The 23,384-nt window shown below is 69.9% G+C and carries 22 protein-coding genes and 1 tRNA gene; 3 read left to right on the top strand and 20 right to left on the bottom strand.

The genetic code is table 11. The annotated features are described in order from the left end of the window. Positions 1–11 precede the first annotated feature (11 nt). From QRN30_RS14235 to QRN30_RS14185, 11 genes are all read right to left on the bottom strand, one after another. Complete coding sequence (locus QRN30_RS14235) at positions 12–275, bottom strand: F0F1 ATP synthase subunit epsilon (protein WP_017885743.1); 264 nt, start codon at positions 273–275, stop codon at positions 12–14. A 1-nt stretch (position 276) separates the two neighbouring features. After that, on the bottom strand, positions 277–1,731 hold the full coding sequence (gene atpD / locus QRN30_RS14230) for a F0F1 ATP synthase subunit beta (protein ID WP_017885744.1): 1,455 nt from the start codon (positions 1,729–1,731) through the stop codon (positions 277–279). A 47-nt stretch (positions 1,732–1,778) separates the two neighbouring features. Beyond that, complete coding sequence (locus QRN30_RS14225; RefSeq protein ID WP_017885745.1) at positions 1,779–2,681, bottom strand: F0F1 ATP synthase subunit gamma; 903 nt, start codon at positions 2,679–2,681, stop codon at positions 1,779–1,781. Next, positions 2,682–4,310, bottom strand: a complete 1,629-nt coding sequence (gene atpA, locus QRN30_RS14220) for a F0F1 ATP synthase subunit alpha (protein ID WP_017885746.1) — start codon at positions 4,308–4,310, stop codon at positions 2,682–2,684. 108 nt (positions 4,311–4,418) lie between these two features. Further along, a complete protein-coding gene (locus tag QRN30_RS14215; RefSeq protein WP_031259114.1) occupies positions 4,419–5,213 on the bottom strand; it encodes a F0F1 ATP synthase subunit delta in 795 nt (264 codons plus the stop codon). A gap of 2 nt (positions 5,214–5,215) precedes the next feature. Further along, the gene (locus QRN30_RS14210; protein ID WP_284761248.1) at positions 5,216–5,770 is read right to left on the bottom strand and encodes a F0F1 ATP synthase subunit B; all 555 of its coding nucleotides are present in this window, start codon (positions 5,768–5,770) and stop codon (positions 5,216–5,218) included. A gap of 9 nt (positions 5,771–5,779) precedes the next feature. Next, positions 5,780–6,022 (bottom strand): ATP synthase F0 subunit C, encoded by a 243-nt coding sequence (atpE, locus tag QRN30_RS14205; protein ID WP_017885749.1) that lies wholly within the window; start codon positions 6,020–6,022, stop codon positions 5,780–5,782. A 61-nt stretch (positions 6,023–6,083) separates the two neighbouring features. Further along, the gene (gene atpB / locus QRN30_RS14200) at positions 6,084–6,944 is read right to left on the bottom strand and encodes a F0F1 ATP synthase subunit A (RefSeq protein WP_017885750.1); all 861 of its coding nucleotides are present in this window, start codon (positions 6,942–6,944) and stop codon (positions 6,084–6,086) included. Between the two features lie 107 nt (positions 6,945–7,051). Then, entirely contained in the window at positions 7,052–7,543 is a 492-nt protein-coding gene (locus QRN30_RS14195) for a Cg1360 family ATP-synthase-associated protein (protein ID WP_017885751.1), read from the bottom strand. After that, positions 7,540–8,766, bottom strand: coding sequence for an MraY family glycosyltransferase (locus QRN30_RS14190; RefSeq protein WP_017885752.1), 1,227 nt, complete (start codon positions 8,764–8,766; stop codon positions 7,540–7,542). The genes QRN30_RS14195 and QRN30_RS14190 overlap by 4 nt, the downstream gene beginning before the upstream one ends. Further along, positions 8,763–9,437 (bottom strand): L-threonylcarbamoyladenylate synthase, encoded by a 675-nt coding sequence (locus QRN30_RS14185; protein WP_017885753.1) that lies wholly within the window; start codon positions 9,435–9,437, stop codon positions 8,763–8,765. The genes QRN30_RS14190 and QRN30_RS14185 overlap by 4 nt, the downstream gene beginning before the upstream one ends. A gap of 37 nt (positions 9,438–9,474) precedes the next feature. On the opposite strand from QRN30_RS14185, the gene QRN30_RS14180 reads away from it, so the two are divergent. Continuing rightward, positions 9,475–10,125 (top strand): HAD family hydrolase, encoded by a 651-nt coding sequence (locus tag QRN30_RS14180; RefSeq protein WP_159557995.1) that lies wholly within the window; start codon positions 9,475–9,477, stop codon positions 10,123–10,125. Positions 10,126–10,279: 154 nt separating this feature from the next. Here QRN30_RS14180 and prmC read toward each other — a convergent pair whose 3' ends face one another. The 9 genes from prmC to argS form a co-directional block, all read right to left on the bottom strand. Then, a complete protein-coding gene (gene prmC, locus QRN30_RS14175; RefSeq protein ID WP_502869540.1) occupies positions 10,280–11,155 on the bottom strand; it encodes a peptide chain release factor N(5)-glutamine methyltransferase in 876 nt (291 codons plus the stop codon). 25 nt (positions 11,156–11,180) lie between these two features. Next, complete coding sequence (prfA, locus tag QRN30_RS14170; RefSeq protein WP_017885756.1) at positions 11,181–12,263, bottom strand: peptide chain release factor 1; 1,083 nt, start codon at positions 12,261–12,263, stop codon at positions 11,181–11,183. 3 nt (positions 12,264–12,266) lie between these two features. Beyond that, positions 12,267–14,600 carry a transcription termination factor Rho gene (gene rho, locus QRN30_RS14165; protein WP_284761247.1) on the bottom strand — a complete coding sequence of 778 codons (2,334 nt, stop codon included), beginning with the start codon at positions 14,598–14,600 and terminating at the stop codon, positions 12,267–12,269. A 179-nt stretch (positions 14,601–14,779) separates the two neighbouring features. After that, positions 14,780–15,718 (bottom strand): homoserine kinase, encoded by a 939-nt coding sequence (thrB, locus tag QRN30_RS14160; RefSeq protein ID WP_071251731.1) that lies wholly within the window; start codon positions 15,716–15,718, stop codon positions 14,780–14,782. Positions 15,719–15,795: 77 nt separating this feature from the next. Beyond that, complete coding sequence (gene thrC, locus QRN30_RS14155) at positions 15,796–16,875, bottom strand: threonine synthase (RefSeq protein WP_017885759.1); 1,080 nt, start codon at positions 16,873–16,875, stop codon at positions 15,796–15,798. 87 nt (positions 16,876–16,962) lie between these two features. Continuing rightward, entirely contained in the window at positions 16,963–18,270 is a 1,308-nt protein-coding gene (locus QRN30_RS14150) for a homoserine dehydrogenase (RefSeq protein WP_017885760.1), read from the bottom strand. Next, entirely contained in the window at positions 18,267–19,757 is a 1,491-nt protein-coding gene (gene lysA / locus QRN30_RS14145) for a diaminopimelate decarboxylase (protein ID WP_284761246.1), read from the bottom strand. Before lysA ends, QRN30_RS14150 begins: the two co-directional genes overlap by 4 nt. 59 nt (positions 19,758–19,816) lie before the next feature. Further along, a complete protein-coding gene (locus tag QRN30_RS14140) occupies positions 19,817–20,572 on the bottom strand; it encodes an LmeA family phospholipid-binding protein (RefSeq protein WP_017885762.1) in 756 nt (251 codons plus the stop codon). Positions 20,573–20,744: 172 nt separating this feature from the next. Further along, positions 20,745–22,415 (bottom strand): arginine--tRNA ligase, encoded by a 1,671-nt coding sequence (gene argS, locus QRN30_RS14135; protein ID WP_017885763.1) that lies wholly within the window; start codon positions 22,413–22,415, stop codon positions 20,745–20,747. A gap of 59 nt (positions 22,416–22,474) precedes the next feature. Between argS and QRN30_RS14130 the strand changes: the two genes are divergently transcribed. Both QRN30_RS14130 and QRN30_RS14125 read left to right on the top strand, forming a co-directional pair. Beyond that, positions 22,475–23,050: a hypothetical protein gene (locus tag QRN30_RS14130; protein WP_284761245.1), complete on the top strand. Its 576-nt coding sequence runs from the start codon at positions 22,475–22,477 to the stop codon at positions 23,048–23,050. Positions 23,051–23,293: 243 nt separating this feature from the next. Beyond that, positions 23,294–23,365, top strand: a tRNA-Arg gene (locus QRN30_RS14125). Positions 23,366–23,384: the final 19 nt, after the last annotated feature.

The following is a 23,384-nucleotide window of genomic DNA, read 5'->3' as shown; positions in this document are numbered from 1 at the left end:
GGTCAGTCCGGTCAGGACGCCAGCGCGGCCTGCCGCGCGACGATCGTCACCGTGTCGTGCTCGACCGACAGGAAGCCGTCCTCGGCGTCGACCGCGACGGTCGACCCATCGGCCCGCGTGATGCGGACCTGACCCTGCGCCAGGATCGCGAGCATCGGCTCGTGTCCGGCGAGGATGCCGATCTGGCCCTCTGTCGTCCGTGCGACGACCATGGTGGTGTCGCCCGACCAGACCTCACGGTCAGCCGAGACGACGCTCACGTTGAGACCCGCCATGTCAGCGGTTCTCCTTCTGGATCTGCGCCCACTTCTCTTCCACGTCGTTGATGCCACCGACGTTGAAGAACGCCTGGGTCGCAACGTGGTCGAACTCGCCGTCGGCGATGGCACGGAAGGACTCGATGGTGTCCTTGAGGGGCACCGTGGAGCCCTCGACACCCGTGAACTTCTTCGCCATGTAGGTGTTCTGCGAGAGGAACTGCTGGATACGACGAGCGCGCTCGACGGTGATCTTGTCCTCTTCGGAGAGCTCGTCGACACCGAGGATGGCGATGATCTCCTGCAGTTCCTTGTTCTTCTGGAGGATCTGCTTGACGCGCGTGGCCGTCTCGTAGTGGTCGGCACCCAGGTAACGCGGGTCCATGATGCGCGACGTCGACGCCAGCGGGTCGATCGCGGGGTACAGACCCTGCGACGCGATCTCACGGGAGAGCTCGGTCGTCGCGTCGAGGTGCGCGAACGTGGTGGCCGGAGCCGGGTCGGTGTAGTCGTCAGCCGGCACGTAGATCGCCTGCAGCGAGGTGATCGAGTGACCACGCGTCGAGGTGATGCGCTCCTGGAGCACACCCATCTCGTCGGCGAGGTTGGGCTGGTAGCCCACGGCGGACGGCATGCGACCGAGCAGCGTCGAGACCTCGGAGCCGGCCTGCGTGAAGCGGAAGATGTTGTCGATGAAGAGGAGCACGTCCTGCTTCTGGACATCGCGGAAGTACTCCGCCATCGTCAGCGCCGACAGGGCCACGCGGAGACGCGTTCCCGGCGGCTCGTCCATCTGGCCGAACACGAGGGCCGTCTTGTCGAAGACACCCGCCTCTTCCATCTCACCGATGAGGTCGTTGCCCTCACGGGTGCGCTCACCGACACCGGCGAACACCGACACACCGCCGTGGTCCTGCGCGACGCGCTGGATCATCTCCTGGATGAGGACGGTCTTGCCGACGCCCGCACCACCGAAGAGGCCGATCTTGCCACCCTGCACGTACGGGGTGAGGAGGTCGATGGACTTGATGCCGGTCTCGAACATCGAGGTCTTCGACTCGAGCTGGTCGAAGGCCGGGGCCTTGCGGTGGATCGGCCAGCGCTCGGTGATCTCGAGCTTCTCGTCCGTGTTGAGCACGTTGCCGAGGACGTCGAAGACCTTGCCCTTGGTGACGTCGCCGACGGGGACCGAGATCGGAGCGCCCGAGTCACGGACCTCCTGGCCACGGACCAGGCCGTCGGTCGGCTTCAGGGAGATGGCACGAACGAGGTCGTCGCCGAGGTGCTGCGCGACCTCGAGGCCGATCTCCTGCGACGAGTCACCGATGGTGATGGTCGTGAACAGGAGGTTGTACATCTCCGGGATTGCGTCGTGGGGGAACTCGATGTCGACGACGGGGCCCGTGACGCGGGCGATCCGGCCGACACCGGGCGCCGACGACGTCTCGACCGCGGTGGTTGCGGTGTCGGTCATGGCTGGTGCCTTCCTGAGGGTGGGTATCTGTCCGCGAACGACGCGGACTACTTCTTCTTCGACGAGAGGGCGTCGGCGCCGCCGACGATCTCGGAGATCTGCTGGGTGATCTCCGCCTGACGCGCGTTGTTCGCGAGTCGGGTGAAGTCACGGATCAGCGAGTCGGCGTTGTCGCTGGCCGCCTTCATCGCCTTCTGCCGTGCGGCGTGCTCGGAAGCAGCCGACTGCAGCATGGCGTTGAAGATGCGGCTCTCGATGTAGACCGGGAGCAGCGAGTCGAGCACCGCGTCGGCGTCCGGCTCGAACTCGTAGAGCGGCAGGGGCTCGTTGCCCTCGGGCTCATCGATGCCCTCGACGACCTCGAGGGGCAGCAGGCGAACGACCTGGGGCTCCTGGGTCGCCAGGCTGATGAACCGGTTGAACACGATGTGGATCTCGTCCACGCCGCCCGCAGCGGTGTCCTGGAGGAACTTCGCCACGACGGCGTCGCCGATCTCCTTGGCCGTCGAGAACTCCGGCTGGTCGGTGTTGCCGACCCACTGCTGCTCGGACGGACGCTCACGGAACGCGAAGTACCCGACGGACTTGCGACCGACCAGGTAGTAGACGACGTCCTTGCCCTCGCTGCGGAGCAGGGAGGCGAGCTCCTCGCCCTGCTTGAGGACGTTCGTGCTGAACGCACCGTTCAGGCCGCGGTCCGAGGTGAAGAGCACGACGGCTGCACGGGTCGACGACTCCGGCTCGGTGGTCAGCACGTGGTCGACGTTCGAGAACGTCGCCACGGCCGACACCGCACGCGTGACGGCCCGCGAGTACGGACCGGACGCAGCCATACGGGCCTGCGCCTTCTGGATCCGCGACGCCGAGATCAGCTCCATCGCGCGGGTGACCTTCTTCGTGGTCTTCGCCGACTTGATCCGCTGGCGGTAGACCCGGACCTGCGCTGCCATCTAGCGACGACCCTTGACGATCTGCTCCTGGTCGACGTCCTCGGCCTCGGCCGCGTCGAACTGCTCGGAGCCGAGGGTCTTGCCGTCGCTCGTCTGGAAGCTCTTCGTGAACTCGTCGATCTGCTTGTCCATCTCGGCGACGGTGTCGTCGCTGAGCTGGTTCGTCTCGCGCAGGGTCGTGAGCACGTCGGAGTTGCGACGCAGGTGGTCGAGCAGCTCGGACTCGAAGCGGAGCACGTCCGGCACCGGGACGGTGTCGAGCTTGCCGTTCGTGCCGGCCCAGATCGAGACGACCTGCTCCTCGACCGGGTACGGCGAGTACTGCGGCTGCTTGAGGAGCTCGGTCAGACGTGCACCGCGCTCCAGCTGACGACGCGACGCCTGGTCGAGGTCGGACGCGAACATCGCGAACGCCTCGAGCGAGCGGTACTGCGCCAGCTCGAGCTTCAGCGTGCCGGAGACCTTCTTGATCGACTTCACCTGGGCGTCACCACCGACGCGGGACACCGAGATGCCCACGTCGACGGCCGGACGCTGGTTCGCGTTGAAGAGGTCCGACTGCAGGAAGATCTGGCCGTCGGTGATGGAGATGACGTTGGTCGGGATGTACGCCGAGACGTCGTTCGCCTTGGTCTCGATGATCGGGAGACCCGTCATCGAGCCCGCGCCGAGCTCGTCGGACAGCTTCGCGCAACGCTCCAGCAGACGGGAGTGCAGGTAGAAGACGTCACCCGGGTAGGCCTCGCGGCCCGGCGGACGACGCAGCAGGAGCGACACCGCACGGTAGGCCTCGGCCTGCTTCGACAGGTCATCGAAGATGATGAGGACGTGCTTGCCCTGGTACATCCAGTGCTGGCCGATGGCCGAACCGGTGTACGGGGCGAGGTACTTGAAGCCGGCCGGGTCGGAGGCCGGGGCGGCGACGATGGTGGTGTACTCCATCGCACCGGCGTCCTCGAGCGCACCCTTGACGGAGGCGATCGTGGAGCCCTTCTGGCCGATGGCGACGTAGATGCAGCGGACCTGCTTGTCCTCGTCGCCGGACTCCCAGTTGGCCTTCTGGTTGATGATCGTGTCGATCGCGATGGCCGTCTTGCCGGTCTGGCGGTCGCCGATGATCAGCTGACGCTGACCACGGCCGACGGGGATCATCGCGTCGATGGCCTTGATGCCGGTCTGCAGCGGCTGGTGGACCGACTTGCGGGCCATGACGCCGGGGGCCTGCAGCTCGAGGGCACGACGGCCTTCGGCTGCGATCTCGCCGAGACCGTCGATCGGGGCGCCGAGCGGGTCGACGACGCGACCGAGGAAGGCGTCGCCGACGGGGGCGGAGAGGACCTCACCCGTGCGGGTGACCTCCATGCCCTCTTCGATGCCGCCGAACTCGCCGAGCACGATGGCGCCGATCGAGTCCTCATCGAGGTTCTGCGCCAGGCCGAGCGTGCCGTCCGCGAAGCGGATGAGCTCGTTCGCCATGACGCCGGGGAGACCCTCGACGTGGGCGATGCCGTCACCGGCGTCGGTGACGTGCCCGACCTCGGCCGTGGAGGCCTTCGTCGGCTCGTAGTTCGAGACGAAGTCCTTCAGGGCATCACGGATCTCATCGGGGCTGATGGTGATGTCTGCCATGGGATTTTCCTTGTGGTTTTCCGGGGCCCTTCGGCTCCGAGAGGGTGACGCTGCCGAACTCGGCAGTTCCCGTTGTGGACTTGGGGAGGAGCGGCTTCGACCGTACGCCTAGCCGGCGAGCTGGAGCCGGAGCTCCGAGAGTCGCGTGGACACGGTGCCGTCGATGACGTCGCCGCCGATCTGCACCCGGACCCCGCCGACGACCGTGGGGTCGACGACCTGGTTGATGCTGATGTCCTTGCCGTACCGCTCGGACAGACCGCGCGTGACGCGGGCCGACTGGGCGGGGGTCAGGTGCGTCGCCGTGACGACCGTCGCGACGAGCTTGCCGGCCTGCTCGGCCACGATGCGCGATGCGTCGCGGACGATCTCACCGATGCGACGACCACGGGGCTGCTGCACCAGGGACGACACGATGATGACCGTCTGCTCCGACGCCTTGGCACCGAGGAGCCGCTCGACGAGCGCGCCCTTCTGCTCGGGGCTGCCGAGCTTGGTGCCGAGCGCCAGCTCGAGTCCGGCGTCCGAACGGACGGCGGTCTCGAAGGCGAACAACTCCGACTCGATCGACGAGTCCGGACCCGCGGTGGCGGCGACGGCGCGGATGCCCGCGTCCTCGATGCCGGCGAGCAGGTCCTGCTGCGAGGACCAGCGCGAGCCGGCCACCGCGGTCAGGACCGCACGCGTCGCGTCCGACTGTCCGGCGAAGACACGGTCGATGAGGACCTTCTTGCCGGCCGCGTCGGCCGTGGGGTCGGACAGCAGCCCGAGCAGCTGCGGCGCACCGGCGATCGCACGCCCGGAGGCGAGGATCTCGGCACCCGCGACCAGGCCGGCGCTCGGACCGAGGTCCGAGAGCACCGCCCTGGTGGACGCGAGTGCTTCTCTGGTAGCGCTGCGCATGCTCAGTGCTCCCCCGTCTTCGTGGCCTGCGAGGCCTCGAGGTCGGCGAGGAAGCGGTCGACCAATGCGGTGGACTTGGCGTCGTCCTTGAGGGACTCACCGATAACGCCGGACGCGAGGTCCAGCGCGAGGGTGCCCACTTCGGACCGGAGTGCCTGGACGGCGCTCTGGCGCTCGGCCTCGATCTGCGCCTGTGCGTTGGCCGTGATGCGTGCTGCATCGGCGGTCGCCTGCTCGCGGACCTCGTTGCCGATCGCCGTGGCGTCGGCGCGGGCCTGCTCACGGATGCGCGATGCCTCGGCACGTGCATCAGCGAGCTGCTTGTTGTACTCCTCGAGCGCAGCAGCGGCCTGCTCCTGAGCGGCCTCGGCCTTCTTGATGCCGCCCTCGATGGCCTCGGTGCGCTCATCGAGCATCTTCGTGATGCGCGGCGTGACGACAAGCCACATCACCAGGAAGATGATGACGAAGGCAAGCGCCGACCAGACGACGTCGTACAACGGCGGGATCAGCGGGTTGTGCGTCTCCTCCGCCGCGATGATGAGTGCGTTGTGCATCGAGGAGCCTTAGTTGGTGCCGGTGAAGATGAAGTACGTGGCGATGCCGATGAAGGCCAGGGCCTCGGTGAAGGCGATACCGATGTACATGAGGGTCGTCAGGCGGCCCTGGAGCTCGGGCTGGCGAGCGACGGACTCGATCGTCTTACCGACGACGATGCCGACGCCGATGGCCGGGCCGATCGCTGCGAGGCCGTAGCCAACCGTCGCGATGTTGCCGTTGATCTCCGCGAGAACGGTCGTTGCGTCCACGTGTTTTCCTTTCGAGGTGCGGGTCCGACGGTCGTCGGTCCCGTAGGGGGTCAGTGAGGAATCAGTGCTCGTCAGCCAGCGCCAGCTGGATGTAGACGGCGGTGAGGAGCATGAAGACGTAGGCCTGCAGCAGCGCGACGAGGACCTCGAAGAAGCTGAACGCGATGCCGAACGCGATGGTCCCGACGCCGAAGGCCTTGAAGCCGAGCGAAGCGTCGAAGAAGAAGAACTGCGTGGCCGAGAAGAACAGCACGAGGAGCAGGTGCCCCACGACCATGTTCATCAGGAGTCGCAGCGTCAGGGTGACGGGACGGAGCACGAAGGTCGAGACCAGCTCGATCGGCGTCACGATGATGTAGAGGAACCACGGCACACCGGGCGGGAAGAGCGAGTTCCGGAGGAACGTGCCCGGGTGCTTGCGGAGACCGGCGTAGATGAACGCGACGTACGCGACGATCGCCAGGATCATCGGCATCGCGATGCGACTGGTCCCGCCGAGGTTCATGAACGGCACCAGACCGGTCAGGTTCATGAACAGCACGCCGAAGAAGATCGTCGCCAGGAGCGGCAGGAAGCGCTTGCCGTCCTTCTCGCCGAGGTTGTCGAAGGTGTTGCGGCGGACGACGTCGAACGCGTACTCGATGAACGCCTGACCGCGGTTCGGCACGAGCTTCAGTGCACGGGTACCCACGAACGCGAACACCAGGAGCACGGCGACGGCGAAGAATCGGATGAGGACGAGCCGATCGATCTCGAACGGCGTCCCTGCCCACAGAAGAGCATCGGGGAAGAACTCGTTGATCGACGGACCATGGAACTCGGCGGCCTTGCTGCTCCCCGCCGCGACGGTGTCAACCGCAGCGGAGAGGGACAGGGGAAGAGCGTGGGATAGCAGCGCTGTCTCCTGTGTCGGCGCGCGCACATCATGGCACGCGATGGTGGACGTTGTGGAGGCTCGCCCGCCCCGAGCGAAAGGCTCCGGTAGCGGACTTCGAGAAGCCTATCAGGTGCGAGAGGCTTCCCGGCTTCTCAGACGCGGGGGGTCGGGTTCCCAGCGTCCGCGGAGTCGTCGAGACCGTCGCCCGGCAGCCGGACGTCGATCGGGGTGCGGGCCTTCGCGACCGCGACGACGTCGATCACCAGGGAGCCGACGACCCCCGCGATGATCACGATCGCCAGCACCGGGAAGTCGACCCAGTCGCGGTCCCTGAGCAGGACCAGCAGCACGATGAAGACGATGAACTTCAGCAGCCAGGTGCCCATCACGATCCCGAAGAACGCACCAGAGATCATCTGGCCCTTCGACACCCGCAGCGCGACGAGGACACTGACCGCGGTGAGGCCGAGGAACACGACGCTCAGCACCGCGCCGAGCAGTCCCCCGACCAGCCCGGGGCCGTCCGCGACGAGGAACCCGATGAGTCCGCCGACGACCGCCAGGGCGACGGCGAGGACCGCTCCCCAGGTGATGATGCGGCGGAACACCGGCCGGACGTGGTCGAGCGCGTTCGGTGCGGTCACGTGATGTCTCCAGGGATCGTGCGGTCGTTGGCGGCCCGGTCGAGCGGGTCGAGGCTGGCGTCCACCACGGCGGCGGAGCGGTTGGCGGTCTGCGCGGCGATCTCGGCGCGCTTCCGGCCGAGCGGCGCGAACGTCGCGACGGCGCAGACGGTGAAGCCGACGGACACGAAGACGACGACCCAGTACCAGTCCACGAAGAGGAACAGCAGGCACCCGAAGGCGACGGTCGCGGTCCAGGCGTAGAAGATCAGCACCGCGTGGAAGTGCGAGTGCCCCATGTCGAGCAGGCGGTGGTGCAGGTGCTTCCGGTCGGCCGAGAACGGCGACTTCCCCGCGCTGAGCCGTCGGGTGACCGCGAGCCCGAAGTCCAGGATCGGGACGATCAGGATCGCGAACGGCAGCAGGATCGGGATGAACGCCGGCAGCAGCGCCTGGCGTGTCTGGACCGCCGCCGGGTCGATGTTGCCCGTGACCGAGACCGCGCTCGTGGCCATCAGGAACCCGACGAGCAGCGCGCCGGCATCCCCCATGAAGAGCTTCGCGGGGTGCCAGTTCAGGATGAGGAAGCCGAAGCAGGCCCCGACGAGGACCGCGGTGAGCAGCGACGGCAGGTTGAAGAAGAACTCGGTCTGCACGACCACGCGGTTGATGAAGAACGTGTAGAGGAAGAACACGCCGCCGGCGATGATCGCGACACCGGCCACCAGCCCGTCGAGCCCGTCGATGAAGTTCACCGCGTTCATCACGAGCACCACCGCCAGCACGGTGAAGATCAGGCTCATGTACGACGAGCCGACGCCCAGCGTGTTGCCGATCGGCAGCGACACGATCGCGACGCCCTGCCAGGCGAGGATGCCCGCCGCGATGATCTGCCCGGCGAGCTTCGTCATCCAGTCGAGGTCCCAGATGTCGTCCGCGACGCCGAGGACCACGATGATCGTCGCTCCCCCGAGCACCGCGAGCACACGGCCCGGCTCGGAGAACACCAACCGGAAGTAGTCGGTCCCCGCGATCGACGGGAACAGGAACCAGGCCGCCAGCAGCGAGACGATGACGCCGATGTACATCGCGATGCCGCCGAGCCGCGGCGTCGGGGTGCGGTGCACGTCCCGCTCGCGGACCTGCGGGTACCACTTGTACTTCAGCCCGAGCTTCCAGACGATCAGGCTCATCACGAAGCTCACGACCGCCGCGATGGCCCCCGCGAGCAGGTAGTACTTCATGTGACGAGGTCGGCTCCGACGACCCGGATGATCTCCTCGTCGGGGATCACCCCGTGCCGGACGATGCGGAGCTTCCCGCCGTCCGACAGCCCGGTGGCGTCGACGATGGTCGACCCCGTGCTGGCCTCGAAGCCGTCGTGCACCTCGATCGGCCCGCCGTCCAGGTAGATCGCGACGCTGTCACCGAGCATGCGTTCGGCGGCGTCGACGTCCATCGCGGCCGGGTCGCCCGTGGAGTTCGCGGACGAGACCGCCAGGGGCCCGACCTCCTGCAACAGCTCGAGGGCGATCCGTGAGTCCGGCATCCGCAGGGCCACCGTGCCCCGCGTCTCGCCGAGGTCCCAGTCGAGCGACGGCTGGGCGTGCAGGATGACGGTCAGCCCGCCGGGCCAGAACTCGGCCACCAGGTCGCGCACCGGCTGCGGGACGTCGCTGGCGAGTGCGTCGAGCGTGGGCGGACCGGGGATGAGCACGGGCGGCGGGGACTGCCGTGTGCGGCCCTTCGCGTCGAGCAGCCGCTGCACGGCGGTCGCGCTGAAGGCGTCCGCGGCGAGGCCGTAGACGGTGTCGGTGGGGACCACGACGAGCTCTCCGCGTCCGAGGGCGGCGCGTGCGAGCCGCATCCCGGTCAGGAGCCCGTCGGAGTCGGTGCAGTCGTATCGGGATGCCATGACTCGACGATGATAGTGCGACACAATGGTGGACATCGTGAACGAGACGCCTGCACCCCCGCTCCTGTTCCTCTTCGACATGGACGACGTCCTGGTCCGGTACGACTGGAAGGTGCGCATGGCCGCACTCTCCGAGTTCACCGGACACGCGTTCCAGGAGCTCCGACGCCGCTGGTGGGACTGCGGTCACGAGATGCGCGCCGAGGCCGGTGGGTTCGCGGACGGCGACGAGTACCTCGCTGCGTTCGAGCGCGCGATGGAGTGCGACGTCCCCGAGGCCGACTGGGCCCGGATCCGCGGCGCCGCGATGACCGAGCTGCCGGAACGCATCGAGGCGGTCCGGATCGCGAGTGAGCACGGGCGTGTCGGGCTGCTCACCAACAACGGTCCGCTCGCCGGCCGGTGGATCCACGAGTGGGCACCGTCCCTGCCCGAGGTCTTCGGCGAGCACCTCGACACGACGAGCAACTTCGGCGCCCGCAAACCCGAGCCCGAGGTCTTCCAGCGCGCGATCGCCCACCACGGGGTCCCCGCGGAGCGCACCTTCTTCGCCGACGACATGCCCGAGAACATCGCCGGTGCGCGGAGCGTCGGCATCCACGCGGTGCTGGTCGAGCACGACACCGACCTTCGCGAGCACGTCCGCGCCTTCGTCGCGGCGCAGCGCGAGACCTCCCCCGTCGCCTGACGAGCGCTCACACCCGCCGACACGCCGTCGTCTTGTCAGGACGCCGCCAGACACCGCGGCGTCTCGCGCACATCGCGGCGTCTCACCGACACGACGGCGTCTCACCGCAGCCGACGGCGGGCGAGGACGGCCTGGAGGCGCGGCTCACCCCCGCCTAGCGCGTCGCGGTGGTCTTGCGGTCGCGACCCGTCAGGTCGACGTGCGTCTCCGGGGTGCGGAACCCCCGGCCCGCCAGGACCTGCCGGACGCCGGCGCCCTGCGGCTCGGCGTGCTCGATGACCAGTGCTCCCCCGGGCACCAGCAACCGCCAGGCCGTCTCGGCGAGGGCGCGCACGGCGTCGAGGCCGTCCGGCCCACCGTAGAGCGCCATCGCCGGGTCGTGGTCGCGGACCTCGGGGTCGACCGGGATCGCGTCGTCCGGCACGTACGGCGGGTTCGACACGACGACGGAGACGGTGCCGTCGAGTTCCGGCAGCGCGTCGGCGAGGTCGCCCTCGACGAGCCGCACGGTCCCGCCGTGGGCGTCGACGTTGCGCCGGGTCCAGGGCAGCGCCTCGGGCGACCGCTCGACGGCGTAGACCACGGCGTTCGGCACCTCGGTGTCCATCGCGATCGCGATCGCACCGCTTCCGGAGCCCAGGTCGACGGCGATCGGCTCGGGCACGGCGGTCGCGCGGAGGGCGTCGATGCCGAACTGCACGACGCCCTCGGTCTCCGGACGGGGCACGAACACGCCCGGTCCGACCGCCAGGGTGAGCGCACGGAAGTACGCCTGCCCGGTGATGTGCTGCAGCGGCTCACGGGTGGCGCGGCGGGCTACGGCGTGCCGGAAGCGCTCGACGTGCTCCGGGGCGATGCCGCCGCCGATCAGCGCCCGGGCCTGGACAGCACCGCGCGAGGTGTCGGTCGCCCACGCGAGCAGCAGCTCGGCGTCGACCCGGGGCGTGCGGACGCCGACGGCGACGAGCGCCGCGGTCGCCTGCTCGAGCAGGCGATCCGCGGCGTACGTGAGGGGCGTGTCGGCGGTGATACGGGCCTCCAGGCTGGGTGTGCGGTTACGCGTCCTGGTCGCCGATGGCGGCCAGCCGCGCCTCTTCGTCCGCCTGGATGGCGGACTGGATGACGGGCTCGAGGGCACCGTTCATCACGCGGTCGAGGTCGTACGCCTTGTAGCCGGTGCGGTGGTCCGCGATCCGGTTCTCCGGGAAGTTGTACGTGCGGATGCGCTCCGAACGGTCCATCCCGCGGATCTGCGACTTGCGCGCGTCCGAGGCGATCGCGTCGAGCTCCTCCTGCTGGCGCGCGAGGATGCGTGCACGGAGCACGCGCATGCCGGCCTCACGGTTCTGCAGCTGCGACTTCTCGTTCTGCATCGCCACCGTGATGCCCGTGGGCAGGTGGGTGATGCGGACCGCGGAGTCCGTCGTGTTGACCGACTGGCCGCCCGGACCGGAGGACCGGTAGACGTCGATCTTCAGGTCGTTCTGGTTGATCTGGACCTCTTCGGGCTCGTCCACCTCGGGGAACACCAGCACGCCGGTGGTCGAGGTGTGGATGCGCCCCTGCGACTCGGTCTGCGGCACACGCTGGACGCGGTGCACACCGCCCTCGTACTTCAGGTGTGCCCAGACGCCCTGGGACGGGTCGGTCGTGTTCGACTTGATCGCGACCTGGACGTCCTTGTAGCCACCCAGGTCGGACTCGGTGCGCTCGAGGAGCTCGACCTTCCAACCCTTGGTCTCGGCGTAGTGCGAGTACATGCGCAGGAGGTCGGCCGCGAACAGCGCCGATTCCTCGCCGCCCTCGCCGCCCTTGATCTCCATGATGACGTCGCGGCCATCGTCCGGGTCGCGCGGGATGAGCAGCCGCCGGAGACGCTCCTGGCGCTCCGACAGCTGCTCCTCGAGCCCGGGGACCTCGTCCGCGAACGCCGCGTCCTCACGCGCGAGTTCCTGGGCGGCGGCGAGGTCGTCCCCCGCCGCCTGCCAGGCCTCGTACGCGGACTTGATCTGGTTGAGCTCGGCGTACCGCCGGTTCACCTTCTTCGCCCGGGCCGCATCGGCGTGGAGCGCGGGGTCCGACAGCTGCTGCGTCAGGTCCTCGTGTTCCGCCAGCAGCCCCGCTACCGACTCGAACACGCGTTACTCCTGGTGGCCGTTGTGGTGGGCGCCGGTCGAGGGGACCGACTTCTGCACCTGCACCAGGAACTCGACGTTCGACTGCGTCTCCTTGAGGTTCCGCAGCACGATCTCGAGGGCCTGCTGCGGGTCGAGCCCGGCGAGGGCCCGGCGCAGACGCCAGGTGATCTTGACCTCGTCCGCGGAGAGCAGCTGCTCCTCGCGACGGGTACCCGAGGCGTTCACGTCGACCGCGGGGAAGATCCGCTTGTCGGCGAGGTGACGGTTCAGGCGGAGCTCCATGTTTCCGGTGCCCTTGAACTCCTCGAAGATGACCTCGTCCATCTTGGAGCCGGTCTCGACGAGCGCGGTCGCGAGGATGGTCAGCGAGCCGCCGTCCTCGATGTTGCGCGCGGCGCCGAAGAACCGCTTCGGCGGGTAGAGCGCCGCCGAGTCGACGCCACCGGAGAGCACGCGGCCCGACGGCGGGGTCGACAGGTTGTACGCACGGCCCAGGCGGGTGATCGAGTCGAGCAGCAGCACGACGTCGTGGCCCAGCTCCACCAGGCGCTTCGCACGCTCGATGGCGAGCTCGGCGACGGTGGTGTGGTCCTCGGCGGGACGGTCGAAGGTCGAGGCGATGACCTCGCCCTTCACCGTGCGCTGCATGTCGGTGACCTCTTCGGGCCGCTCGTCGACGAGGACGACCATCAGGTGCGCCTCGGGGTTGTTCTTGGCGACGGCGTTCGCGATGGCCTGCAGCACGACGGTCTTGCCGGCCTTCGGCGGGGACACGATGAGACCGCGCTGGCCCTTGCCGATCGGCGACACGAGGTCGATGATGCGGGTCGACAGCTTGCCCGGCTCCGTCTCGAGGCGCAGGCGCTCGTTCGGGTACAGCGGGGTGAGGTCGTTGAAGTCGACACGGGCCGCGGCCTCGTCGGCGGACTGGCCGTTGATCGACTCGACCGCCACGAGCGCGTTGTACTTCTGACGGCTCTGCTGCTCGCCGTCACGCGGCTGCTTGATCGAACCGACGACGGCGTCGCCCTTGCGCAGGTGGTACTTCTTCACCTGGCCGAGGGAGACGTAGACGTCGCTCGGGCCCGGCAGGTAGCCGGTGGTGCGGACGAACGCGTAGTTGTCGAGGACGTCGAGGATGCCCGCGATCGGGATCAGGACGTCGTCCTCGGTGACCTCGGGCTCGAAGTCGTCGTTCTGGCCGCCACGGCCGCGCTTGCGGTCACGCTGGCGACGGCTGCGGCCGCTCTCGGCCTCGTCGGCGTGCTGTTGCTGCTGCTGCTTCTGCTGGCCGCTGGTCTGCTGCTTCTGCTGACCGGCGTTCTGCTGCTTCTGGTCGGACTTGTCGTCCTGCTTGGCGTCGGGCTGCTTCGGCTGGTCGTTCTGCTTGCCGTTCTGCTGCTCGCCGCCGTTCTGCTTCTGCTGGTTCTGCTGGCCGCCGTTCTGCTGGCCGCCGTTCTGCTGGCCGTTCTGGTCGGCGCCGTTCTGCTTCTGCTGGCCGCCGTTCTGGCCACCGTTCTGCTGGTCGGCGCCGTTCTGCTGCTCGCCGTTCTCGGCGTTCTGCCCACGGCCACGACCGCGACCACGGCTGCGACGACCGCGGCGCGAGCCGCCCTCGCCCTGCTCGGAGTTCTGGTCGCCCTGGTCGTTCTGGTCGCCGGACTCGTTCTGGTCCTGGTCGGCCTGCACGGCGGACGTCGGGGCCTGCTGGCCCTGCTGGCCCTGCTGCTGGGCAGCCTGGTTCGGCTGCTCGGCCTCGGCCGGTGCCGACGCCTGCTGGCCCTGCTCGGCGCCACGCTGCTCGGTGCGCTGCTCGGCGTTCCGCTGGCCACGGCCGCGGCGCTGCGAGCCGGACTGCGCGGCTTCCTGCGCGTCCTTCTCGGCGCGGACCTGGTCGAGCCCGGCGAGGAGGTCCTCGGTGCCGGTCTGACCGTGGTTGGTGTGCTCGGCGGCCGAGGTCGGTGCGGCGTTCACGGTGCCACCGGACGACGCACGGCGCGAACGACGGGCACGGCTCGGGGCTGCCGACTCGGCGGGTGCCTCGGAGTCGGCGACGGGGGCCTCGGCAGCGGGCTGCGCGGGCGTCTCGGCGGGTTCCGGCAGGGTCGGCTGCTCGGTGGCAGTCGGCTCGGCGGGGGTCTCGGGGACGACGGCGGCCGGGGCGGCCGGCGTCTCGTCGACGGGGCGCTTGTCCTCGATGGAGGCGATCAGGTCGCCCTTGCGGAGCTTGGAGAGCCCGGTGATGCCGAGCGAGGAGGCGATGCGCTGGAGCTCCGGGAGACGGAGGGCACGCAGGTCGCTGGGGATCTCCACCTGGGCGGAGTTGTTGTCGGTCAAGGTCGGTGTTTCCTTTCGAACCGCAGAACGCGGAGAGTTTCCACCGTCCCGGATGCAGTGAGCATCGACCGCCGTTCAGACGACGGATCGGGATTCGGTGATCAGAAAGAGATGCACACTCGCGCACCGGACCCTGCGACGTCGTAGGAGCTGTCCTGGAGGACGAGCGATCCGTACGGTTACGCGGGTTCGGCTTCGAGCGCCGAGTGCGCTGCCACTGTAGCACCACCGAGATCGACGGCCAGCATGAGCGGCCGCCAGTCGGATTCGGCGTGTCGCTGGACCAGGTCGGCGGCGGTCAGCCGCTGTGCCGGGTCGCTGCCGAGGACGAGCAGGCTCGGCCCCGCACCGGAGACCACCGCGGCCAGGCCGTGCTGCCGGAGCAGCCGGATCAGGGCGTCGGTCTCGGGCATGGCGCTGGCGCGGTACGCCTGGTGCAGACGGTCCTCGGTCGCGGCGAGCAACAGCTCGGGGCTCTGGATGAGCGCCGCGACGAGCAGCGCCGAGCGGGAGACGTTGAACGCGGCGTCGGCGTGCGGGACCTGCTCGGGCTGCAGGGAGCGCGCGAGCTTGGTGGAGAGCGTCGAGGTCGGCACGAACACCACCGGGGCGACACCGCGGTGCACCAGGAGCCGTTTGTACGCCGGGCCCTCGGCGGTCATCCACGCGATCGTCAGGCCGCCGAAGAGCGCCGGCGCGACGTTGTCCGGGTGGCCCTCCATCTCGGTGGCCAGGGTCAGGAGCGTCGAGGCGTCGAGGTCGACGATGCCCTCGAGCAGGCCGCGGGCCGCCATCAGCCCCGCGACGATCGCCGCGGCGGACGAGCCGAGACCGCGCCCGTGCGGGATCGCGTTCGTCGCGTGCAGCTCGAGGCCGGGCTGGTCGACACCGGCGTGTTCGAACCCTCGGCGGACGGCACGGACGACCAGGTTCGAGTCGTCGGTGGCGACCTCACCGGCGCCGACGCCCTCGACCGTGACGGTCGCGCCGGGTTCGGGGCGCACGCGCACCACGACCTCGTCGTAGAGCGAGAGCGCGAGGCCGAGCGAGTCGAAGCCGGGGCCGAGGTTCGCCGACGTGGCCGGCACCCGGACGCGGACCGTCGATCCGGCCGGCAGTGTCCGGACCGCCCGTCCGGCCGGTACAGCGCTGCGGGCGGTGACGCCCTCCCCCGGTCCGGACGAGCGGTCGGAGATCACTGCTCGCTGACCAGACCGAGCACGTCGGCGATCGACTTCGTGTCGACCGGCACGCTCGTCGGGGTGACCTCGCCGCCGTCCGGCGTGCGGAGGGCCCACTGCGGGTCCTTCAGGCCGTGACCCGTGACCGTGATGACGACCTTCGCGCCCTTCGGCACGACACCGGCGTCGGCGCGCTCGAGCAGCCCGGCGACACCGATCGCCGACGCGGGCTCGACGAAGACGCCGACCTCGGCCGACAGGATGCGGTGCGCGGCGAGGATGGCCTCGTCGCTGATCGCACCGAAGTAGCCGTCGGTCTCCTGCTGCGCCTCGAGCGCGAACTGCCACGAGGCCGGGTTGCCGATGCGGATGGCCGACGCGATGGTGTCCGGGTGCCGGACGACCTCGCCGTGCACGATCGGGGCGGAACCGGCGGCCTGGAACCCGAACATGCGGGGCAGCTTGGTGCTCCGACCGGCGGCGACGTCCTCGCGGTAGCCGCGCGAGTACGCGGTGTAGTTGCCCGCGTTGCCGACGGGCAGGAAGTGGAAGTCCGGTGCGTCACCGAGGACGTCGACGACCTCGAACGCGGCGGTCTTCTGCCCCTCGATGCGGTCGTTGTTGACGGAGTTGACGAGGTGCACCGGGTAGTTCGCCGCCAGGTCGCGGGCGATGTCGAGGCAGTCGTCGAAGTTACCCTGCACCTGCAGCAGCTGGGCGTCGTGGGCGACGGCCTGGCTGAGCTTGCCCATGGCGATCTTGCCCTCGGGCACGAGCACCGCGGCGGTGATGCCGGCGTGCGTCGCGTACGCGGCGGCCGAGGCGCTGGTGTTGCCGGTCGAGGCGCAGATGACGGCCTTCGCGCCGTGCTCGACGGCCTTCGAGATCGCCATCGTCATGCCGCGGTCCTTGAACGAGCCCGTCGGGTTCATGCCCTCGAACTTCACGTAGACCTCGGCGCCGGTGCGCTCGGAGAGCCGACGAGCCGGGATGAGCGGCGTGCCGCCCTCACCGAGGGTGACGATGGGCGTCGCCTCGGTCACGTCGAGTCGGTCGGCGTACTCGCGCAGGACTCCCTGCCACTGGTGGGCCATCAGGCTTCTCTCTCTGTCCGGTGGGGTGGATCTGGTGGTGGTTCGGCTCGGCGAGCCTGCTGGTCGGCCTGGAGGCCCGTGGTCGCGTCAGCGACCGACGACGCGCAGGACGCTGGTGACGTCCAGGACGACGTCCTCGCCGCGGAGGGCGACGACGGTGTCCGCGAGGTCGGCCTCGCGCGCCAGGTGGGTGCCGATGACGAGCGTCGCGGTCCCCTCGGCTGCGCCGGTGGTGGTCTGCTCGACCGTCTCGACGCTGACGCCGTGCTTGGCGAGCACGCCTGCGACGGTCGACAGCACGCCGGGTGCGTCCGTGACGTGCAGGGTGATCTGGTAGCTCGTGCGGACGGTGCCGATCGGGAACACCGGCAGCTCGGACTGCGTCGACTCGGCGACGCCCGGGCCACCGATGACGTGCCGACGAGCCGCGGAGACCAGGTCGCCGAGGACCGCCGAGGCCGTCTCGACGCCACCGGCACCCGCGCCGTAGAACATCAGGTCACCGGCGGCTTCAGCCTCGACGAACACGGCGTTCTTCGCTCCGTGCACGCTCGCGAGCGGGTGCGACTCGGGCACGAGGGCTGGGTAGACGCGGGCGCTGACGCCCTCGCGGCCGTCCTCGTCCGTCAGCCGCTCCGCGGTCGCCAGGATCTTCACGACGTAGCCGGCCTTGCGGGCGGCGCGGACCTGCTCGATCGTGACGTGGGTGATGCCCTCGCGGTGCACGGCGGCGAGCGGCACCGAGGTGTGGAACGCGAGCGAGGCCAGGATCGCGGCCTTCTGCGCGGCGTCGTAGCCCTCGATGTCGGCGGTCGGGTCGGCCTCGGCGTACCCGAGCTCCGTCGCGGTGGCCAGGGCGTCCTCGAACGTGGAACCCTTGCGGTCCATCAGGTCGAGGATGAAGTTGGTCGTGCCGTTGACGATGCCCATGATCCGGACGATGCGGTCACCGGCGAGCGAGTCGTGCAGCGGACGGATGATCGGGATCGCACCGGCCACGGCGGCCTCGTAGTAGAGCTGTGCACCGACCTGCTCGGCCGCGGCGAAGAGCTCCGGGCCGTGGGTGGCGAGCAGCGCTTTGTTGCCGGTGACGACGTCGGCGCCGGACTGCAGCGCCTGGAGCACGAGGGTGCGCGCCGGCTCGATGCCGCCGATGAGCTCGACGACGATGTCCGCGCCGAGGATGAGCGACGCAGCGTCCGTGGTGAAGAGCTCCGCCGGCAGGTCGACGTCGCGCTCCGCGTCCACGTCGCGCACGGCGATCCCGACGAGCTCCAGCCCGGCTCCGGCGCGCGAGGCCAGCTCGTCGCCGTGCTCGAGGAGCAGTCGCGCGACCTGGGAACCGACCGAGCCGGCCCCGAGCAGCGCGACACGGACGTTGCGGTATTCGATCATCTGGTAGCGGTTCCTGTCGATGGGGGCACGCCCTGCGGGGTGGGCGGACCCGGTCGGGTCGGGGGCCAGCGGCCGGTGCCCTCGGCGGGCACGGCGGCGACCCCGGTGTCACGGGCGAGCAGGTCGTCGATCGTCTCGCCCCGCACGAGGATACGGGCTGTGCCGTCCGCGACGGCGACGACCGGCGGGCGGCCCACGTGGTTGTAGTTGCTCGACAGCGCCCAGCAGTAGGCACCGGTGGCCGCCACGGCCAGCAGGTCGCCGCGCTGCACGTCGCCGGGCAGGTACTCGTCGTTCACCACGACGTCGCCGCTCTCGCAGTGCTTGCCGACGACGCGGCTCAGCACCGCTGGTGCGTCGGAGGTGCGGGCGAGCCGGGCCGTGTAGTCGGCGCCGTACAGGGCCGGACGGATGTTGTCGCTCATCCCGCCGTCGACCGAGACGTACGTGCGGGTCGCGCTGCCGCCGTCGTCGGTCTCGAGCGTGACGGGCTTGATCGTGCCGACGCGGTACAGCGTCACCCCGGGCGGGCCGATGACGTACCGGCCCGGCTCGACGGCGATGTCCGGCACCGGGATGCCGCGTTCGGCGCAGGCCTCGCCGATGATCGCGGCCAGTGCATCGGCGACGTCCTCGGGGGCGAACGCCGAGTCGGCCTCGGTGTAGTCGATGCCCCAGCCGCCGCCGAGGTTCAGCTCGGGCACCGGGCCGGTGGCGACGAGCGTCGCGTGCACGTCCATCAGCCGACGTGCGGCCTCGCGGAAGCCGGCGTCGTCGAAGATCTGCGAACCGATGTGCGAGTGCAGGCCGACGAAGGCGAGCGAGGGCTCGGCACGGACGGCTGCCGCGGCGTCGACGGCCTCGGACAGCGGGATGCCGAACTTCTGGTCCTCGCGAGCGGTCGCCAGGTACTCGTGGGTGGACGCGTGCACGCCGGTGTTGATCCGGATGCGCACACGCTGCACGACCCCGGCGTCGGCGGCGGCGCGGGCGACGCGCTGCACCTCTTCGTGGCTGTCGAGCACGATCGTGCCGACGCCGACCTCGAGGGCACGGGCGATCTCGGCGTCGGACTTGTCGTTGCCGTGGAAGCCGAGCCGACCGGGGTCGATGCCACCGGCCAGGGCGACCGCGAGCTCACCGGCGGTGCAGACGTCGACGCGCAGGTCCGCCTCGGCCATCCACGCGACCACCTGCGTCGTCAGGAACGCCTTGCCGGCGTAGTAGACGTGCGCGTGACTGCCGATGCGTTCGAAGGCCTCGGTGAAGGCGTTCCGCACCCGCACCGCACGGGACTGCACGTCACGCTCGTCGACGACGTACAGCGGCGTGCCGAACAGGGCGACCAGGTCGGTCGCGCTGATGCCACCGATCGCCAGGGTGCCGTCGTCGGTCCGCGTCGCGGACGCGGGCCAGATGCGGTCCACCAGTTCGGAGGCGTCCGTCGGGAACCGCAGCCGCGGCGGTGCAAGGGGGTTCTCGCTCACGGGACCCGATCCTACCGACGCGAGCCACGCCTCCCGGGCCGCGTTACGCACCCGTCCGCTCAGCGGCAGCTGCCGACGGTCCGCAGGCCGTCCTCGGTGAGCGGCAGCGCGTCCGCGGTGATGCGGACCGTCGCGTCCGACTTCGACACGTCGAGTGAGCGCACCCGCAGCGCCTCGGGCAGGAACTGCGCGGTGCAGACCTGCACCGGGACGCCGGTGACGCCCGGGATCGAGTCGACCTTCAGACCGAGGTCGGAGTTCGTGATCCGGACGCTCTCCGGGGTGATCGAGATACCGCGGCCGTCGTCCTGCGCGACGACGGCACCCTTGGCGGCGTAGGTGATGTCGTAGCCGAGCACCGACGACGACCCGGTCAGCTCGACCCCACCGTCGGCCAGGCTGAGGCGGTCGAAGAGCGGGCTGTACTTCGCCAGGTCCTTGACGCTCGACGACGCCAGGGTGACCGTGCCGTCGACGTCGCGGACGTCACCCTTGCCGTCCACCGGGACGTCCTGCGCAGTGACGTCGGCGGCGAGCGGGATGCCGTCGACCGTGAGCTTCTCCGAGGAGATCTCGACGCGATCGAGCGTGCCGCTGATGAGCTGCGGGATGACGATGCCCTCGGCGTGCGCGTCGACCTGGCCGGTCGTGCCGTCGGGCAGCGACTGCTCGACCTGCTGGGCGATGATCCGGTCGACGACGCCGCGCAGCACGAACTCGGCGACGACGACGAGGCCGGCGAGCACCACGACGAGCACGAGCAGGACGACGGGCCAGCGGCGGCGCTTGGTGGGGCGTTCGGTGGCTGCAGGCATGCGTCCTAGCCTGCCAGCCCGGTCTGCGGCGCAGCTGCGGCCGGGCGCGGCCAGGCGCGGCCGGGCTGCGGCCGGGCGCGGCCAGGACGCAAAACACCGGTGTTCACGCTCGACACCCCGGAATGCGGGTGTTCGGTGCGCGAACACCGGTGTCTTTCGGAAGGGGCGACCGCTACATGCGGGACGGAGCCGACACGCCGAGCAGGCCGAGGCCGTTCCGGACGACCTGGCCGGTGGCGTCGTTCAGCCACAGGCGCGTGCGGTGCAGGTCGGTCACGGGCTCGTCGCCGAGGGGCGTGACGCGGCAGGAGTCGTACCAGCGGTGGTACAGGCCGGCCAGCTGCTCGATGTAGCGCGCGATGCGGTGCGGCTCGCGCAGCTCGGCGGCGTGCCGGACGACCCGCGGGTACTCGGCGAGGGCTCCGAGGAGCGCGCTCTCCGACTCGTGGGTCAGCAGCGAGGCGTCGAACACCGACCGGTCGACCCCGGCGGCCGCGGCGTTCCGGGCCACCGACTGGGTGCGGGCGTGGGCGTACTGCACGTAGAAGACGGGGTTGTCGTTCGTGCGCTTCGTGAGCAGGTCGAGGTCGATGTCGATCGCGGTGTCGCTGGCGAAGCGGACCAGGGCGTAGCGGCCGGCGTCGACACCGACGGCGTCGACGAGGTCCTCCATCGTGACGATGGTGCCGTTGCGCTTCGACATGCGCATCGGTTCGCCGTCCTTGAGCAGGTTGACCATCTGCCCGATCAGGATCTCGAGGTTCTTGCCCGGCTCGTCCCCGAACGCGGCACACATCGCCATCAGCCGGCCGACGTAGCCGTGGTGGTCGGCGCCGAGCATGATCAGGTTCCGCTCGAACCCGCGCTCGCGCTTGTCGAGGTAGTACGCCAGGTCGCCGGCGATGTACGCGGGCTCGCCGTCCGACTTGATGACGACGCGGTCGCGGTCGTCGCCGAAGTCGGTCGTGCGGAGCCACTCGGCGCCCTCGGCCTCGTACATCACGCCGGCCGACCGCAGCCGGGCGATCGCACGCTCGACGGCCTTCGACTCGTGCAGGGCGTTCTCGTGGAAGTAGACGTCGAAGTCGACGCCGAAGTCGTGCAGCGACGACTTGATGTCCGCGAACATGAAGTCGACGCCCTCGCGGCGGAAGAGCTCCTGCGCCTCGTCGCGCGGCAGGTCGCGGACGTCGGTGCCCGGCTCGAGGGTCGCGATGACCCGTGCCGCGATCTCGGCGATGTAGGCGCCGCCGTAGCCGTCCTCGGGCGTCGGCTCACCGAGTGCGCTGGCGACGAGGGAGCGGGCGAAGCGGTCGATCTGCGCGCCGTGGTCGTTGAAGTAGTACTCGCGGGTGACGAGCCCACCCTGCGCCTGGAACACGCGGGCCAGGCTGTCGCCGACCGCTGCCCAGCGCACGCCGCCCATGTGGATCGGACCGGTGGGGTTGGCGGAGACGAACTCCAGGTTGATCCGGACGCCGTCGTACAGGTCCCCGGTGCCGAAGGACTCGCCGCCGTCGACGATGGTGCGCGCGATCTCACCCGCGGCGGCGGCTTCGAGCGTGATGTTGATGAAGCCCGGGCCGGCGACGTCGACCGAGTCCACGCCGTCGAGCTCGGTCAGCTCACCGGCGATCTCGGTCGCGAGCTCGCGCGGGTTCGTGCCGAGCCGCTTCGCGAGCTGCATGGCCGCGTTCGAGGCCCAGTCACCGTGGGCGCGGTTCTTCGGACGCTCGAGCACCACGTGGGACTCCTCGATCGTCACGGTGTCGGACGCGCCTCGGCGCTCGACGATCCCGGTCAGGATCGACAGGTACGCGGCGGAGAGTTCGGCTGGAGTCACGAGGACCGATCCTACCGGGACGCCCAGGTCCGCACCGGTCGATGCAGCATCATGTCGGGATGACCCCCCGCAGCCGTGCCCGGGCGCTCACCGTCGCCACCCTCACCACCGCAGCAGCCGTCGTGCTCGCCGGGTGCTCGGGCGGCGGGGCCAGCGCCCCGTCGGCCAGTGCGACCCCCGCGGGCAAGCCGGTGTCGCAGACCTGCGGTGAACTCCTGCCGATGAGCGCCCTGTCCGTGTACGGGCAGACCTTCGAGCTCGACGACTCGTTCACACCGGCGAAGGGTTCCCCCGCCGCGACCATCGCGAAGCAGCAGGGCCGCGTCTGCCGGTTCGTGAGTACCGACGCGGACGCCACGGCGATCACGTTCGCGGTCGCCGACCTGCCTGAGAAGTCGCTCACCAACCTGAAGGACGCCCTGTACGAGCGGGGCGGATCGGTCCCCACCTACCGCGTCGAGGGGTACTTCGCCCTGAACGGTGCCGTCGGCCGGGCGGATGCCTTCGCCGACCCGTACTGGATCACCGCGCAGTCGACGCTGTTCACCGAGCCGGGTGGGGCGCAGCCCGTCGTCGACGCGGTGCGGGCCGCGCTGCAGCCGTCCGCGACGGGGTCGGCGACGCCTGCGGGCTGACGCGCTCGGGCCGGCACGGTGCGCGATCCGCCACCTGGTGCGCGGTTGCGTGCCCGGTGCGCGCTTCCAGCGCCGCACGGAACGCAGAACCCCGCACCGGAACGCAACCCGCGCACCGTGCGGACGGGAGGCCTGTGGCCGGCCCGCACCGCGCCTCCAGACCGGCCGCCCCCCGCGTCCACTGCGCGACACGCGCTGTCCAGGACCACCCACCGGACCTGCTACGGTTGTTCACACCCCTTGGCCCCCATAGCTCAGGGGATAGAGCACTGCCCTCCGGAGGCAGGGGCGGAGGTTCGAATCCTCCTGGGGGCACTGGACACACCCGCGCAAG

The sequence above is a fragment of the Curtobacterium sp. MEB011 genome, from assembly GCF_030209655.1.
In the GTDB taxonomy this organism is placed as follows: domain Bacteria; phylum Actinomycetota; class Actinomycetes; order Actinomycetales; family Microbacteriaceae; genus Curtobacterium; species Curtobacterium poinsettiae.
The sequence above is the reverse complement of the archived record's forward strand: the minus strand, read 5'-3'. Positions and strand labels throughout refer to the sequence as shown.

Bases quoted from the DNA above. Each gene is read 5' to 3' on its own strand.
- thrC (WP_017885759.1), bottom strand. From the start codon at position 16,875: ATGGCCCACCAGTGGCAGGGAGTCCTGCGCGAGTACGCCGACCGACTC.
- atpD (WP_017885744.1), bottom strand. From the start codon at position 1,731: ATGACCGACACCGCAACCACCGCGGTCGAGACGTCGTCGGCGCCCGGT.
- QRN30_RS14130 (WP_284761245.1), top strand. From the start codon at position 22,475: ATGACCCCCCGCAGCCGTGCCCGGGCGCTCACCGTCGCCACCCTCACC.
- QRN30_RS14235 (WP_017885743.1), bottom strand. From the start codon at position 275: ATGGCGGGTCTCAACGTGAGCGTCGTCTCGGCTGACCGTGAGGTCTGG.
- QRN30_RS14210 (WP_284761248.1), bottom strand. From the start codon at position 5,770: ATGCACAACGCACTCATCATCGCGGCGGAGGAGACGCACAACCCGCTG.
- QRN30_RS14150 (WP_017885760.1), bottom strand. From the start codon at position 18,270: ATGATCGAATACCGCAACGTCCGTGTCGCGCTGCTCGGGGCCGGCTCG.
- atpA (WP_017885746.1), bottom strand. From the start codon at position 4,310: ATGGCAGACATCACCATCAGCCCCGATGAGATCCGTGATGCCCTGAAG.
- QRN30_RS14225 (WP_017885745.1), bottom strand. From the start codon at position 2,681: ATGGCAGCGCAGGTCCGGGTCTACCGCCAGCGGATCAAGTCGGCGAAG.
- QRN30_RS14215 (WP_031259114.1), bottom strand. From the start codon at position 5,213: ATGCGCAGCGCTACCAGAGAAGCACTCGCGTCCACCAGGGCGGTGCTC.
- QRN30_RS14185 (WP_017885753.1), bottom strand. From the start codon at position 9,437: ATGGCATCCCGATACGACTGCACCGACTCCGACGGGCTCCTGACCGGG.
- QRN30_RS14190 (WP_017885752.1), bottom strand. From the start codon at position 8,766: ATGAAGTACTACCTGCTCGCGGGGGCCATCGCGGCGGTCGTGAGCTTC.
- QRN30_RS14140 (WP_017885762.1), bottom strand. From the start codon at position 20,572: ATGCCTGCAGCCACCGAACGCCCCACCAAGCGCCGCCGCTGGCCCGTC.